The 12,959-nt window shown below is 69.3% G+C and carries 14 protein-coding genes; 6 read left to right on the forward strand and 8 right to left on the reverse strand.

What is annotated here, in order from left to right:
• Positions 1-2: 2 nt before the first annotated feature.
• From ACQI46_RS05525 to ACQI46_RS05550, 6 genes are all read right to left on the reverse strand, one after another.
• Positions 3-1,286, reverse strand: a complete 1,284-nt coding sequence (locus ACQI46_RS05525) for a DUF222 domain-containing protein (RefSeq protein WP_427092969.1) — start codon at positions 1,284-1,286, stop codon at positions 3-5.
• Positions 1,287-1,349: 63 nt separating this feature from the next.
• Positions 1,350-1,529 (reverse strand): hypothetical protein, encoded by a 180-nt coding sequence (locus tag ACQI46_RS05530; protein ID WP_427092970.1) that lies wholly within the window; start codon positions 1,527-1,529, stop codon positions 1,350-1,352.
• A 305-nt stretch (positions 1,530-1,834) separates the two neighbouring features.
• Positions 1,835-2,815, reverse strand: a complete 981-nt coding sequence (locus tag ACQI46_RS05535; protein WP_427092971.1) for a glycine betaine ABC transporter substrate-binding protein — start codon at positions 2,813-2,815, stop codon at positions 1,835-1,837.
• On the reverse strand, positions 2,812-3,579 hold the full coding sequence (locus ACQI46_RS05540; RefSeq protein ID WP_427092972.1) for an ABC transporter permease: 768 nt from the start codon (positions 3,577-3,579) through the stop codon (positions 2,812-2,814). Before ACQI46_RS05540 ends, ACQI46_RS05535 begins: the two co-directional genes overlap by 4 nt.
• Positions 3,576-4,742 (reverse strand): ATP-binding cassette domain-containing protein, encoded by a 1,167-nt coding sequence (locus ACQI46_RS05545; protein ID WP_427092973.1) that lies wholly within the window; start codon positions 4,740-4,742, stop codon positions 3,576-3,578. The genes ACQI46_RS05540 and ACQI46_RS05545 overlap by 4 nt, the downstream gene beginning before the upstream one ends.
• A complete protein-coding gene (locus ACQI46_RS05550) occupies positions 4,739-5,386 on the reverse strand; it encodes an ABC transporter permease (protein WP_427092974.1) in 648 nt (215 codons plus the stop codon). Before ACQI46_RS05550 ends, ACQI46_RS05545 begins: the two co-directional genes overlap by 4 nt.
• 76 nt (positions 5,387-5,462) lie before the next feature.
• Between ACQI46_RS05550 and cobG the strand changes: the two genes are divergently transcribed.
• The 5 genes from cobG to ACQI46_RS05575 are packed head-to-tail and all read left to right on the forward strand — an operon-like array spanning position 5,463 to position 10,507.
• The gene (cobG, locus tag ACQI46_RS05555) at positions 5,463-6,590 is read left to right on the forward strand and encodes a precorrin-3B synthase (protein WP_427092975.1); all 1,128 of its coding nucleotides are present in this window, start codon (positions 5,463-5,465) and stop codon (positions 6,588-6,590) included.
• A gap of 9 nt (positions 6,591-6,599) precedes the next feature.
• Positions 6,600-7,226, forward strand: coding sequence for a precorrin-8X methylmutase (locus ACQI46_RS05560; RefSeq protein ID WP_427092976.1), 627 nt, complete (start codon positions 6,600-6,602; stop codon positions 7,224-7,226).
• Entirely contained in the window at positions 7,223-8,716 is a 1,494-nt protein-coding gene (locus tag ACQI46_RS05565; protein WP_427092977.1) for a precorrin-2 C(20)-methyltransferase, read from the forward strand. Before ACQI46_RS05560 ends, ACQI46_RS05565 begins: the two co-directional genes overlap by 4 nt.
• A 52-nt stretch (positions 8,717-8,768) precedes the next feature.
• The gene (locus ACQI46_RS05570) at positions 8,769-9,428 is read left to right on the forward strand and encodes a TetR/AcrR family transcriptional regulator (protein WP_427092978.1); all 660 of its coding nucleotides are present in this window, start codon (positions 8,769-8,771) and stop codon (positions 9,426-9,428) included.
• On the forward strand, positions 9,425-10,507 hold the full coding sequence (locus ACQI46_RS05575; RefSeq protein WP_427092979.1) for a phosphotransferase family protein: 1,083 nt from the start codon (positions 9,425-9,427) through the stop codon (positions 10,505-10,507). Before ACQI46_RS05570 ends, ACQI46_RS05575 begins: the two co-directional genes overlap by 4 nt.
• 26 nt (positions 10,508-10,533) lie before the next feature.
• Here the strand turns inward: ACQI46_RS05575 and ACQI46_RS05580 are convergent, their stop codons facing one another.
• The gene (locus ACQI46_RS05580; RefSeq protein ID WP_427092980.1) at positions 10,534-11,283 is read right to left on the reverse strand and encodes an SDR family NAD(P)-dependent oxidoreductase; all 750 of its coding nucleotides are present in this window, start codon (positions 11,281-11,283) and stop codon (positions 10,534-10,536) included.
• Between the two features lie 34 nt (positions 11,284-11,317).
• On the opposite strand from ACQI46_RS05580, the gene ACQI46_RS05585 reads away from it, so the two are divergent.
• A complete protein-coding gene (locus tag ACQI46_RS05585; protein ID WP_427092981.1) occupies positions 11,318-11,743 on the forward strand; it encodes a F420-dependent biliverdin reductase in 426 nt (141 codons plus the stop codon).
• 4 nt (positions 11,744-11,747) lie between these two features.
• Here ACQI46_RS05585 and ACQI46_RS05590 read toward each other — a convergent pair whose 3' ends face one another.
• A complete protein-coding gene (locus ACQI46_RS05590; protein WP_427092982.1) occupies positions 11,748-12,878 on the reverse strand; it encodes a M24 family metallopeptidase in 1,131 nt (376 codons plus the stop codon).
• Positions 12,879-12,959 lie beyond the last annotated feature (81 nt).

The following is a 12,959-nucleotide window of genomic DNA, read 5'->3' on the forward strand; positions in this document are numbered from 1 at the left end:
CTTTAAGCGGCGTCGAAGGTGACCAGGTCGATGCTGAGTCGGCCTTCCATGAGGCTGAGGCGTCGGCGTACCGGTGGTCCGGGCAGTGGTGGGGCGGTCGAGTGGTAGACCGCGCCGGTGGGGGTGCGGAATTCGGCGGTGTGTGAGCCGTCCGCATCCTCGGTGGTGACCCGCCAGCCGGGGGCTTCTTTGGCGTAGTTGCACGCTTCGCATTCCCCGAGCCCGTTGACCGCGCTGGTCGCTCCGTGCTCGCGGGCCGGCCTGGCGTGGTCGTGATGGCGGATCGGGGCATCGCAGTACGGGGTGCGACACGTCTGATCGCGCAGCTCGAGGAACCGCGCCAGACCCTTGGGGAAGATCCGGGACTTCGATTCCATGGCCACCAGCTGCCCGGAGGTCGGGTGGCGATACAGCCGGCGCAGGGTGGCTTTCGTGCCGGCATCCAGGGCGGCGTCACCAACCAGCGCGCGGCAGAACCCGGCCGGGACCGGGCCGTAGCCGTCGAGCCAGCCCAGCTCGTCGTCGTCGCCGGCCAGCGTGGTGTCGGCCATCACCAGGTTCAGCGCCACCGGCACCGGCGCATCTGCCGCGCGGCCGGTGACCCGCTCGTAGACGGTGTCGGCCATGATCTGCCCGCGCGGGCGGTCATCGAAGGTGGTGTCGGCGGCCCGTTTACACGCCGCGTAGAGCCCGACCCCCTGGGCCAGCGGCAGCCGCACGGTGAAATACACCATGCCGTTGGGCGCCGGCCGGCAACTGACCGCGCAATCCGCAGCTACCTTGTTGGAGCGGTCCACCACCGCGGCGGCATCCAGCCGCGCGGTGAGGCGTTTGGCCTCGGCTTCGACCCGCTTGTTGCCCCACCCGGACAGCCGCGACAGATCAGCGCACAACTGCTCGTCCAACCGGCGACGGTCCTCGAGGCTCAGGCACGCCGACTCGCGCACGATCAGCGTCGCCCGCCACTCCGACAGCGCTCCGCACTCCAAAGCCGCCAACGTGTGAGGCATTTCGTGCACCAGCGCGCGGGCGAAGCCCAGGTGCCGGTTGCCGGTCACCGGCGCCTCCCGCCGGGCCAACGCGACCTCCGAGCTCAACCCCTTGCCGCGCTTGGCTTTCGGCACCCCGTCGGCCTCCTCACGAGCATGCCGCTTGGCCGCCCACAACGCCGTCGCGCGCGCCTGCACCGCCGCCGCGTAAGCCTTGAGTTCCTCACAACGCTGGACCACCGCACGCAACTCAGCCTCGCCAGCAGCATCAGAGAACTCGCACACACGTTCGAACACAAACCCGACACTACTCAGCGGCACCGACAAAAATCCGTCAATCTCCGAGATCGCCTGCGGTTTCTAGGAGAAGTGCTTGAGCCCGTCCCGCGTGGCCCGTCCCCGCGATGCGGCGAAACTAAACAGGTAGTCGACGGTGGTCTTGAGCGCCACTGCAATTCGGCGATGCCGTTCCCCGCTGGTGCGGATCGTCGAGGTGCCCCGCGTGGACTCGGGCCGGCGACCCAACTCCCGCGGCGGCACTCGGTCAGTCCCGTTCGTACCGTACGAAAGTCGCGCGGAGAGAACGTCCGTCAGCGGTGTGGATTCCAGCGGGCGTACCAGGTCTGCCCGTAGGGCATCCCGACGGCGGCGACGAGCGCGAAGATGATCGCGGCGAAAACAACGATCGGCAACATGGCAGGTCCTTTCGAGGGGCCCGCAGGTAAGCGGGTCAACACCTAAAACGGTACCGCCGGTACCGGGTTCTGTGCCCAAGATGTGCGTGGCGGAACTGCCCGCGCCGCGCAGCGACAGGGGTCACACTTGGGTCCGGGTGATGCAACGCATCACTGGTCGACGGTGACGAACCCTTCCGACACCATCCAGTCCCGCGCGACCATCGCGGGATCGCGGCCCTCGACGTCGACCTGCTTGTTCATCTCCATGATCGCGTCGTTGGTCAGTGCCGCCGTGACCGGCGCAGTGACGTCGGCGATCTCGGGGTGCGCCTCGAAGAAGGCCCGCTTCATGGTGACCGACGGGTTGTAGTGGGCGAAGAACTGCTTGTCGTCGACCAGAACGGTCAGGCCCAGAGCAGCGATGCGGCCGTCGGTGGTGAAGACTTCGCCGAAGTCACACTGGGTCCCGTCGGCGGTGGCCTGGTAGATGATGCCCACCTGCAGGATCGGAGTCTGCGCCCGCGCGGGGTCGAATCCGTAGGCCGCGGCCATCCCGGGAAATCCGTCCTGGCGGGCCCGGAACTCGGTGTCGACGCAGGTGCGTGCCGCAGCGGGGTCACGCCGGACCAGCTCGGCGTAGTCCGACAGCGTACGAACACCGGTGCGCTGCACGGTTTCCGGGCTCGCCGCCAGCGCGTAGGTGTCATCCATCGGCCCGGGTTCCAGCCAGACCATGTCGTTGCGCGCCAGATCCTCGTCGCGCACCGCCTCATACTGGGCGCGGGTGTCGGGGATCGGCTTCTCGTGCCCCAGGTAGTTGATCCACGCATTCCCGGTGAACTCGTAGGCGACGTCGACCTGGCCGGACAGCTGCGCCTCCCGGGTGCTGCGCGAGCCCACGATGCCGGTCAGGTCACGCACGTCGGCACCGGCCGCGGCGAGCGTGAACTGCAGGATGTAGCCCATGATCACCTGCTCGGTGTACTCCTTGGAGCCGACGGTGATCGGTACCCCCTGCAGCGCGGGTTCGGGTTCGATCGACCCGGGACCCACGCGCAGCGGCACCGCGCTGCCCGCCCCCAGTCCGCAACCGGCCAACACCCAGCAGATGGCGACCGCCACCGCGGCGGCCACGAGGCGGGTCCTCACCGCAACCCCTTGGGGCTGAGGAAGAATTCGGCCAGACCGCCGGCCCAGTCGACCAACAGCGCCAGGCAGACGGCGAGGACGCTGCCGAGGATCAGCGTCACGTTGTCCTGCAACTTGTATCCGGTGTCGATGAGGATGCCCAGACCACCGGCATTGACCAGAAACGACAGCGTCGCCGTGCCCACCGCGATGACCAGCGACGTGCGCAGGCCCGCCAGAATGTAAGGCACCGCCAGCGGCAGCTCGACCCGCGCCAGCAGCGCCGTTCGCGACATCCCCTGTCCCAGACCGGCATCGAGCATCGCCCGATCGACCTGGTCCAGGCCGAGGATGGTGCTCGACAGCACGGGCAGCAGGGAGTACAGCGCGATGGGCAGCACGCCGATCCAGAATCCGGTCTTGGCGGTGACGAGGAACAACAGCACGAGCAGACCGATGGCCGGCGCCGCCTGGCCGACGTTGGCGATCCCGATGAACACCGGCCGCAGCACCTTCGCCCAGGGACGGGTGACCAGCACCCCGAGCGGCACCCCGACGGTCACCACGATCGCGGTGACCGCGACGGTGATCAGCAGATGCTGCCAGATCAGCGTGGTCACGTTGGCAGGGTTGATGTTCTCCTGCTGCGTCGCGGTCAGATTCCGGTTGAACGCCCAAAACAGCACCGCTGCGGCAACCCCCACAACGAGCACCGGCTGTACGAGCAGCCGGAGCCGTTCGGCGCCGGTCATCGAGGTGCTCGAAGTCTGCACCGCGCTGGTCATGACGGACCGTTCGGGTGGTGCGCGACAGCCTCTTCGGCCTCGGTGCGCAGGCGGCTGATGGTGTCGATGAGGGTGTCCAACGTGACGACGCCGACGTATCGGCCGCCCGCGCCGACCACCACCGCCGAGGCGTGTTGCTCGGCCAGGATCGCCTCGAGCGCGTCCTCGAGTGTCGACTGCGTGCTGACCACGCTGAGTTCTTCGCCGGCCTCGGCCAGCGTGCGCGCATGTGCCAGGCGGCTGCGCCGCACCCATGACACCGGCCGTTCCCGTTCGTCGAGGATCACCGCCCAGTCGAACGGGCTCTGCGCCAGCGTGCGGCGGACATCTTCGACGCTGTCACTGCGGTGCACGGCGGTGTGGTCGCGCAACGCGATCTCTTTGATCCGCACCAAACCCAGCTGACGCAGGGACGCCCCGGAGCCGACGAAGCCGGCGACGGTGTCGTCGGCGGGACTGGCGAGAATCGTCTGCGGGGTGTCGTACTGCAGCACCGCGGAACGGGGCCCCAGGACGGCGATGCGGTCGCCGAGTTTGACCGCCTCGCCGAAGTCGTGGGTGACGAACACGATGGTCTTGTGCAGCTCTGCTTGCAGTTGGAGCAGTTCGTCCTGCAGCGAGCTGCGCGTGATCGGATCGACCGCGCCGAACGGTTCGTCCATCAGAAGCACCGGCGGGTCTGCGGCCAACGCCCGGGCCACACCGACGCGCTGCTGCTGACCTCCGGACAGTTGACGCGGGTAGCGGTCGGCGTACTGCGCCGGCTCCAGTCCGACCATGTCGAGCAGCTCGTCGACACGCGCGTCGATGCGTTTGCGATCCCACTTCAACAGCCCGGGAACCAGTCCCACGTTCTGCCTGATGGTCATGTGCGGGAACAGGCCGGCCTGCTGGATCGAATAGCCGATCGAGCGACGCAGTTCGGTGGGCTTGATACTCAGGGCATCACGGTCACCGATCATGATCCGGCCGGAGGTGGGCTCCGACAGCCGGTTGATCATCCGCATCATCGTGGTCTTGCCGCACCCCGAAGGGCCGACGAACACGACGATCTCCCCGGCCGGAATGTCCAGGGACACGTCGTCGACGGCGGGCCGGTCGCTGCCCGGGTACACCTTGGACACATGGTCGAGTTCGATGCGAACCCCGGATCGCTCTGTCATCGAATGCCTTTCGACGTCGTCAGCCGACCGATGAGCACCAGGACGGCATCGAGCAACAGCGCCAGGATGACGATCAGCAACGTGCCGGTCAGGGCCATCGGCACCGCTGTCGGGCTGCCCACGCGCGCCAGCCCGGCGAAGATGAGGTTGCCCAGGCCCGGTCCTTTGACGTAGGCCGCGATGGCCAGCACGCCCATCGCCATCTGGGTGCTGACCCGCATGGCCGACAGGATCGACGGCCAGACCAGCCGCAGCTCCACGCGGCGCAATGTGTCGACGCGACTCATGCCGATCCCCCGCGCCGCGTCCGTGAGCGCCGGATCCACGGCGCCCAGACCGACGATGGTGTTCCGGATGATCGGTAGCAGCGAGTAGAGCACCAACGCCGCGACACTGGGGACCACCCCGAGACCGAACAGTGGGATCAGCAGGCCCAACAGTGCGAAGGCCGGGACCGTCAGGATCACGCTGGAAGTCGCGGTGGCCAGGTTGGCCGCGGTGGGGTTGCGGTACGTCAGGACACCGACGGCCACCCCGATGACCGTGGCGATCAGCACGCTCTGCACCACCGCGCTGACGTGCTGGTAGGAGTCGAAGATCAGCTGCGGGTAGTGCGCGACGACGTAATCCCACAGCGGTCCCACGACGTCGCTGGTTACCGATCTTGACTCAGCCGAAACGGGGGCAGCTCGTCGCTGGACGCCCGAGTACCGTGGTCAGGTGGCCAGATTGCGGGAGAACGACGCCTGCCCCGGCGCATTGCAGACCCACACCGCCGCCGACGGCGAATTGGCACGCGTACGGCTGCCCGGCGGCATGCTGACCGCTGCGCAACTGGAAGCGATGGCCCTGGCGGCCCTCGAGCACGGGTCCTCCACACTGGAGCTGACCTCGCGGGGCAACCTGCAGATCCGCGGCGTGCGCGACACCGGCGCCGTCGCCGACGCGTTGGCCGCCGCCGGACTGCTCCCCTCGCCGACCCACGAACGGGTCCGCAACATCGTCGCCTCGCCGCTGTCCGGACGCGCCGGCGGCGTCGGTGATGTGCGGGCGGCGGTCACGGCGTTGGATGCGGCGATCCGGGCCGACGAACGGTTGGCGCAGCTGCCGGGACGGTTCCTGTTCGGTCTCGACGACGGTCGCGGCGACGTCTCCGGACTGGCTCCCGATGTCGGAGTGCACGTCCTCGACGAGGTCACCGCGGCGGTGCTGCTGTGCGGGCGCGACACCGGGGTGCGTGTGGCCTGCACGGGCATGGTCGCCGCGCTGACCGATCTCGCCCACCGCTTCCTCGATGTGCGCGGAAAAGCCTGGCGCGTGGCAGAACTCGACGATCCCGCGGTGCTGCTGACCGACCACCGGCCCAGCGCGCCATCCGGCGCGACGTGGCCGGTGCGGACTCGGCCTCCGGTGGGCTGGATCGAGCAGCGCGACGGACGCGTCACGCTCGGTGCCGCGGTGCCGCTGGGGGTCCTCGACGCCCAGGTGGCGCGGTTTTTGGCCGCGGTCGACGCCCCGGTGGCCGTGACGCCGTGGCGTTCGGTGCTGCTGTTCGACCTCGACGAGGATGTCGCGGACACGGCGTTGCGGGTGCTGGCGCCGATGGGCCTGGTGTTCGACGAGAACTCCCCGTGGCTGGGGGTGTCGGCCTGCACCGGAATTCCGGGCTGCGCCCGCTCGGCTGCCGATGTGCGCGCCGACGCCGCGGCGGCGGTCGACGAGCCGGTGGCCGCCGAGGTGACCCACCGGCACTACGTCGGGTGCGAGCGGGCGTGCGGCAGTCCGGCTTCCGCGCAGGTGCTCCTCGCCACCGGAGAGGGTTACCGGCCCCTGTCGGCCCACCTCTAGGGTGAGCAGGTGCTCGACTACACCCGCGACGCCGCCGAGATCTACCGGCAGTCGTTCGCGACCATCCGCGACGAAGCCGACCTGTCACGATTCCCCGATGACGTGGCCCGCGTGGTGGTCCGGCTGATCCACACCTGTGGGCAGGTTGACGTGGCCGAGCACGTGGCCTTCACCGACGACGTCGTGACCCGCGCGCAGACCGCGCTGCGCGACGGGGCGCCGATCCTGTGTGACTCCTCGATGGTCGCCGCAGGCATCACCCGCTCGCGGTTGCCCGCGGACAACGAGGTCGTCTCACTGGTGGCCGATCCGCGTGCCCCGGAGCTGGCCGCGAAACTGGGCAGCACCCGTTCGGCCGCCGCTGTCGATCTGTGGGCCGACCGCATGGACGGGGCGGTGTTCGCGGTCGGCAACGCGCCGACCGCGTTGTTCCGGCTGCTCGAACTCGTCGACGAAGGCGTCCGCCCGCCGGTGGCGGTCTTGGGCGGGCCGGTCGGGTTCGTCGGATCCGCGCAGTCCAAAGACGAGTTGATCGCGCGTCCGCGCGGAATGTCCTATCTGGTGGTGACCGGTCGCCGCGGCGGGAGCGCCATGGCCGCCGCGGCGGTCAATGCGATTGCAGCAGAAGAAGAATGAGCCAACAGCACGGAACCCAGCGAGGAACACTGTGGGGTGTCGGGCTCGGTCCCGGCGATCCGGAACTGGTGACGGTCAAGGCCGCCCGGGTGATCGCGTCGGCCGACGTGGTCGCCTATCACAGCGCTCGGCATGGCCGCAGCATCGCCCGCGGGATCGCCGAGCCGTATCTGCGCGACGGCCAGATCGAAGAGCACCTGGTCTACCCGGTGACTACCGAGGTCTCCGATCACCCCGGCGGATACGCCGGGGCGATGGAGGATTTCTACCGCGAGGCCGCCGACCGCATCGCCGCGCACCTCGAGGCCGGACGTGATGTCGCGCTGCTCGCCGAGGGCGATCCGCTGTTCTACAGCTCCTACATGCACATGCACACGCGGTTGACGCAGCGGTTCGATGCCAAGATCGTGCCCGGGGTGACGTCGGTCAGCGCGGCGTCGGCGGCTGTCGCGACGCCGCTGGTGCAGGGCGAGCAGGTGCTGACCATCCTGCCGGGCACGCTTCCCACCGACGAACTGGAGCGGCGGCTGGCCGACACCGACGCGGCGGTGATCCTCAAGTTGGGCCGATCCTATCCCCGTGTCCGGGAAGCACTTTCGGCCACCGGGCGGCTTGATGAGGCCTTCTACGTCGAGCGGGCCAGCACCGACCGCCAGAAGGTGCTGTCCGCCGCCGACGTCGACGACGACTCGGTGCCCTACTTCTCGTTGACGATGCTGACGGGCAGCCCGTCGGCGCCGTCGGGCACGGGCACCGTTGCCGTCGTCGGGCTCGGTCCCGGCGACACGCAGTGGATGACCCCACAGTGCCGTCGGGAGCTGGCCGCAGCGACCGACCTGATCGGCTACGGCCCCTACCTGGACCGCGTCGCGATCCGGGAGGGCCAGGAACGCCATCCCAGCGACAACACCGACGAGCCCGCCCGCGCTCGGCTGGCCTGCGAGCTCGCTCAACAGGGCCGCACGGTGGCGGTGGTGTCGTCCGGCGACCCCGGGGTGTTCGCGATGGCCACGGCGGTCCTCGAGGAGGCCGAGCAGTGGCCGGGGGTGGAGGTCCGGGTCATTCCCGCGATGACCGCGGCGCAGGCAGTCGCCAGCCGGGTCGGCGCCCCGCTGGGCCACGACTATGCGGTGGTCTCGCTGTCAGACCGGCTCAAGCCGTGGGAGGTCATCGAGAGGCGGCTGCGCGCGGCGGCCGAAGCCGACCTGGTGCTGGCCATCTACAACCCTGCCTCCAAGACCCGCACCTGGCAGGTCGGCGCGATGCGTGACCTGCTGCTGGCCCACCGCGATCCGAACACCCCGGTGGTCATCGGTCGCGACATCTCCGGTCCCGCGGAGTCGGTGCAGGTGGTGCGTCTGGGCGACCTGGACCCCGCCCAGGTCGACATGCGGTGCCTGTTGATCGTCGGCTCGTCGCAGACCCGGTGGCATGCGGGCGACGGCGGTCGCGACCGGGTGTTCACTCCGCGCCACTACCCGAACGGTTGACGCGCGTCTCGCATCGTTGACACTCGTCAGAACCGCAGGTTAAGGTCCGGCGGTGCCGCAAGGAGTGCCCGCGCGCTCACCCACTGACCGCCGCCAGCCGCAGAAGAGCGACCTCCGGCGGGGCGCAATTCTGGAATCCCTCGATCACCACCTGCGCGAGTCCGGCTTCGACGGCCTCAACATCGCCGACGTGACCCGCCGCGCGGGCGTGACCCGGTCGGCGTTCTACTTCTATTTCGAGAACAAGGCCGCGGCGGTGGCCGCGCTGTTGGAACCGATGTACGACGACGGGTTCATGGCCGGCGATCTGCTGGCCGACATCGCCCGGCCGCCTCGGCAGCGGGTGCGCGCGATGCTCGAGGCCTTGCTGGGTACCGTGGATCAGCACCGCTATCTGCTGCAGGCCATGCTCGAAGCCCGAGCCGCCAGTCCGGCGGTCCGGCAGATGTGGGACGACGCGAGGGAGTCGTTCATCGGCGGGGTCGCGTCGATGATCGCCGCCGAACGCGAGGCCGGGCGCGCCCCGGCCGGCCCACCGCCCGAGGTGCTGGCCGCGATCCTGTTGGAGTTCAACGACCGATTGCTCGAACGCCACACCCGCGGCGGCAGGCTGTCGCGGGAAGAACTGCTCGATGGCGCCGAAACGCTGTGGCTGCGAACGATATACGGCATTGTGGGAGACCCCGGAGAACAGGAAAGAGGGACATCGTGACGATCCCGTGCAGCCCGACCGAACTCACCCCCGCCTGGCTGGCCACAGTGCTCGGCACCGACGTGTCCACTGTGGACGTGGCGGCCATCGGCACGGGCCAGACCGGCGCCACCTACCGGGTGACGGCGACCTATGCCGACCAGAGTTCCACGCACCCAGCGACTTTCGCGGTGAAGCTGCCGGCTCAGGACGACGAGGTGCGCGAGCGGGTGGCGCTGGGGTATCTGTCGGAGGTCGAGTTCTACTCGGCGGTCAGTGCCCAGCTTGCAATGCCGGTCCCGCACTGCTACCACAGCGACATCTCCACCGACGGCAAGGATTTCGTGTTGGTGCTGGCCGATATGGCGCCGGCAGTGCAGGGCGACCAGATCGCCGGCTGCTCTTCTGTGGAGGCGGAGCTGGCGGTCGAAGCACTGGCCGGGTTACACGGGCCGAGCTGGTGCGAGTCGAAATGGGCTGAGCTGCCGTCGATCGTGATGCCGAAGCCAGGCGACGAGCAGGCCGCCAAAGGTCTCGGCGATGTCGCGGTGATGGCGGCCGACATCACGATCGACAAGCTCGGCGAGTCGATCTCCGACGACGACAAGGAAACCTTGCGAGCGTCGATGGCCCTGGTGACCCAGTGGCTGATGGCCGAACCGCGCCGCTTCTCGTTGATGCACGGCGACTACCGCCTCGACAACATGCTGTTCGATCCGCAGCGCACCCGCGTGACGGTCGTCGACTGGCAGACGATGGGCCTGGGTCTGCCGACGCGTGACCTCGCGTACTTCACCGCGACCAGCCTGCTGCCCGACGACCGGGCCACCCTGGAACGTGACCTGGTGGGCCGCTACCACGCGGCGCTGCTGCGTCACGGGGTGACCGGATATGACGCCGAAACCTGTTGGCAGGACTACCGTCTGGGCGTGTTCCAGGCGCCGTTGATCACCGCGCTCGGCTTCGCGTTCGCGACGTCGACCGAGCGTGGTGATGAGATGGTGCTGACCATGCTGCACCGGGGCTGCCGCGCGATCCGTGAGCTCGAAGCGATCGACCTGGTCAGGTCGTATCCGGCTTCGTCACCGACCACTACGTGACCGGTCGCGGGACGCCGCCATCCGGCTCACCGCGGCAGCCTCCGCCAGACCGGCCGCGGAAGGAGCTTCATGCCGGCGAAAACCGGCTGCAGGATCCACGGCACCCACACCTCGGCGCGGCCGCCGCGCAGCGCCCGCGCGGCGGCGTCGGCCACCTGGCCCGGCGTCGACGAGAACGGCGCCGGCGACATCCCCGCGGTCATCCGACCGACCACGAAGCCCGGACGCACCACCAGCAGCCTGACCCCGGAACCGTGCAGTGCGTCGGCCAACCCGTTGCAGAACCCGTCCAATCCGGCCTTGGCCGACCCGTAGACGTAGTTGGCGCGCCGCACCCGCACGCCGGCCACCGACGAGAACACCACCAGCGAGCCCCGGCCCGCAGCGCGCATCCGGTCGGACAGCACCGTCAGCAGACTCACCTGGGCGACGAAGTCGGTGTGCACGATCGCCGCGGCGTGCAGCGGATCCCGCTCGGCGCGGGCCTGGTCGCCGAGGATGCCGAACGCCAGCACGGCGGTACCGATCGGTCCGTGGCGGGCCACGAGAGCATCGACCACCTCCGCGTGCGAACCCAGGTCGTCGGCGTCGAACTCGACGGTGTGCACGGCCGTCGCGCCGGCCTGCCGCACGGCGGCGACCTGGGCATCGAGGTCGTCGGCGCGGCGCGCCGCCAAGATCACCGGAACACCGCGGGCCAGGCGTTGTGCGAGTTCGGCACCGATCTCGCTGCGTCCGCCGAAGATCACGACCGGGGCGTCCACCGTGTCATCCACGGCTGCGATTATCGCCTGCGCTAGCGTGGGGTCGATGGCCACATCCGGTCGCAAGCCGACCACCAAGCTGACTGACGACGCGTTGACCTTCCTCAGCGAGCGGCACCTCGCCATGCTCACGACCCTCCGCGGCGACGGGTCGCCGCACGTCGTGGCGGTCGGGTTCACCTTCGACCCGGCGACTCACATCGCTCGGGTGATCACCAGCGGGGGCTCGCAGAAAGCCGTCAACGCCGAGCACCGCGGGGTCGCGGTGCTCAGCCAGGTCGACGGTGCGCGGTGGCTGTCGCTGGAAGGCAAGTCGACTGTGCGTACGGACGCCGAGTCGGTGCGCGACGCCGAACTTCGCTACGCGCAGCGCTACCGCACCCCGCGGCCGAACCCCAAACGCGTCGTGATCGAAGTCAAGATCGAGCGGGTGCTCGGGTCGTCGAGTCTGCTCGACCGCGGCGAGAGCTGAGGAGTCAGCGCACCGGCACGACAGTGAGCTCGTGTGACCTGGTGTTCACCGGTTCGGCACCGTCGGCGGTGACGATCACGATGTCCTCGATGCGGGCGCCCCACTCGCCGGGGAAGTAGATGCCCGGCTCCACCGAGAACGCCATGCCCTGCTGCAGCGGAAGCGTATTGCCCGCCACGATGTAGGGCTCCTCGTGCACCGACAGCCCGATGCCGTGGCCGGTGCGGTGCACGAACGCCTCGGCCAGGCCGGCCTCGGCCAGCACGTCGCGGGCGGCGGCGTCGACCTGTTCCGCGGTGATCCCGGGACGTACCGCGTCCACCGCGGTGCGCTGCGCCGTCTCGAGCACGGCGTAGCGGCGGCGGATCTCGTCGTCGGGTTCACCGATGCTGTAGGTGCGGGTGCAGTCGGAGTTGTAGCCGGCACCGTAGGGGCCGCCGATGTCGACCACGACGATGTCGCCTTCGCGCAGCTGGCGGTCGGAGCATTCGTGGTGCGGGTCGGCACCGTGGGGGCCGGACCCGACGATGATGAACGCGACCTCTGAATGACCTTCGGCGACAATGGCTTCGGCGATGTCGGCGGCCACGTCGGCTTCGGTTCGACCGGGCACAAGGAACTCGGGCACGCGGGCGTGCACGCGGTCGATGGCTGCGCCGGCGGCACGCAGTGCGTCGATCTCGGCGTCGTCTTTGACCATGCGCAGTGTGCGCAGCACGTCGGTCGCCAGAACCGGCACCGTGCCGAGCGTGTCGGCCAGCGGAAGCAGGTGCAGAGCCGGCATCGACTCGGTGACCGCCACGGACGGCTGCGCGACGCCGCCGAACGCGTCGGCGACCAGGGCGTAGGGGTTGTCGCCGTCGACCCAGTCGCGCACCGCGATCCCGAGCTCGGTGACCGCGGACTCCTTGAGCGCGGCGAGCTCCAGCCGCGGCACCACGATGGTCGGGTCGCCGTCGGCGGGCAGCACGAGTGCCGTCAGCCGCTCGAAGGTCTGCGCGCGCGATCCGGTGAGGTAGCGCAGGTCATAACCGGGTGTCAGGACCAGACCGGTCAGCCCGGCCTCTTCGGCGGCGCGGACGGCGGCGGCCATCCGGTGGGCGTAGACGTCAGTGCTGAAGCGACCGTCGGACATGCGATCAAGGCTAGTCAGCTTCGCGAGCAGACAGGAACTCGCACGCACCTCCGGGAATTGGTGCGAGTTTGCGTCTGCTCG

It is taken from the genome of Mycobacterium sp. SMC-4 (assembly GCF_050205565.1).
In the GTDB taxonomy this organism is placed as follows: domain Bacteria; phylum Actinomycetota; class Actinomycetes; order Mycobacteriales; family Mycobacteriaceae; genus Mycobacterium.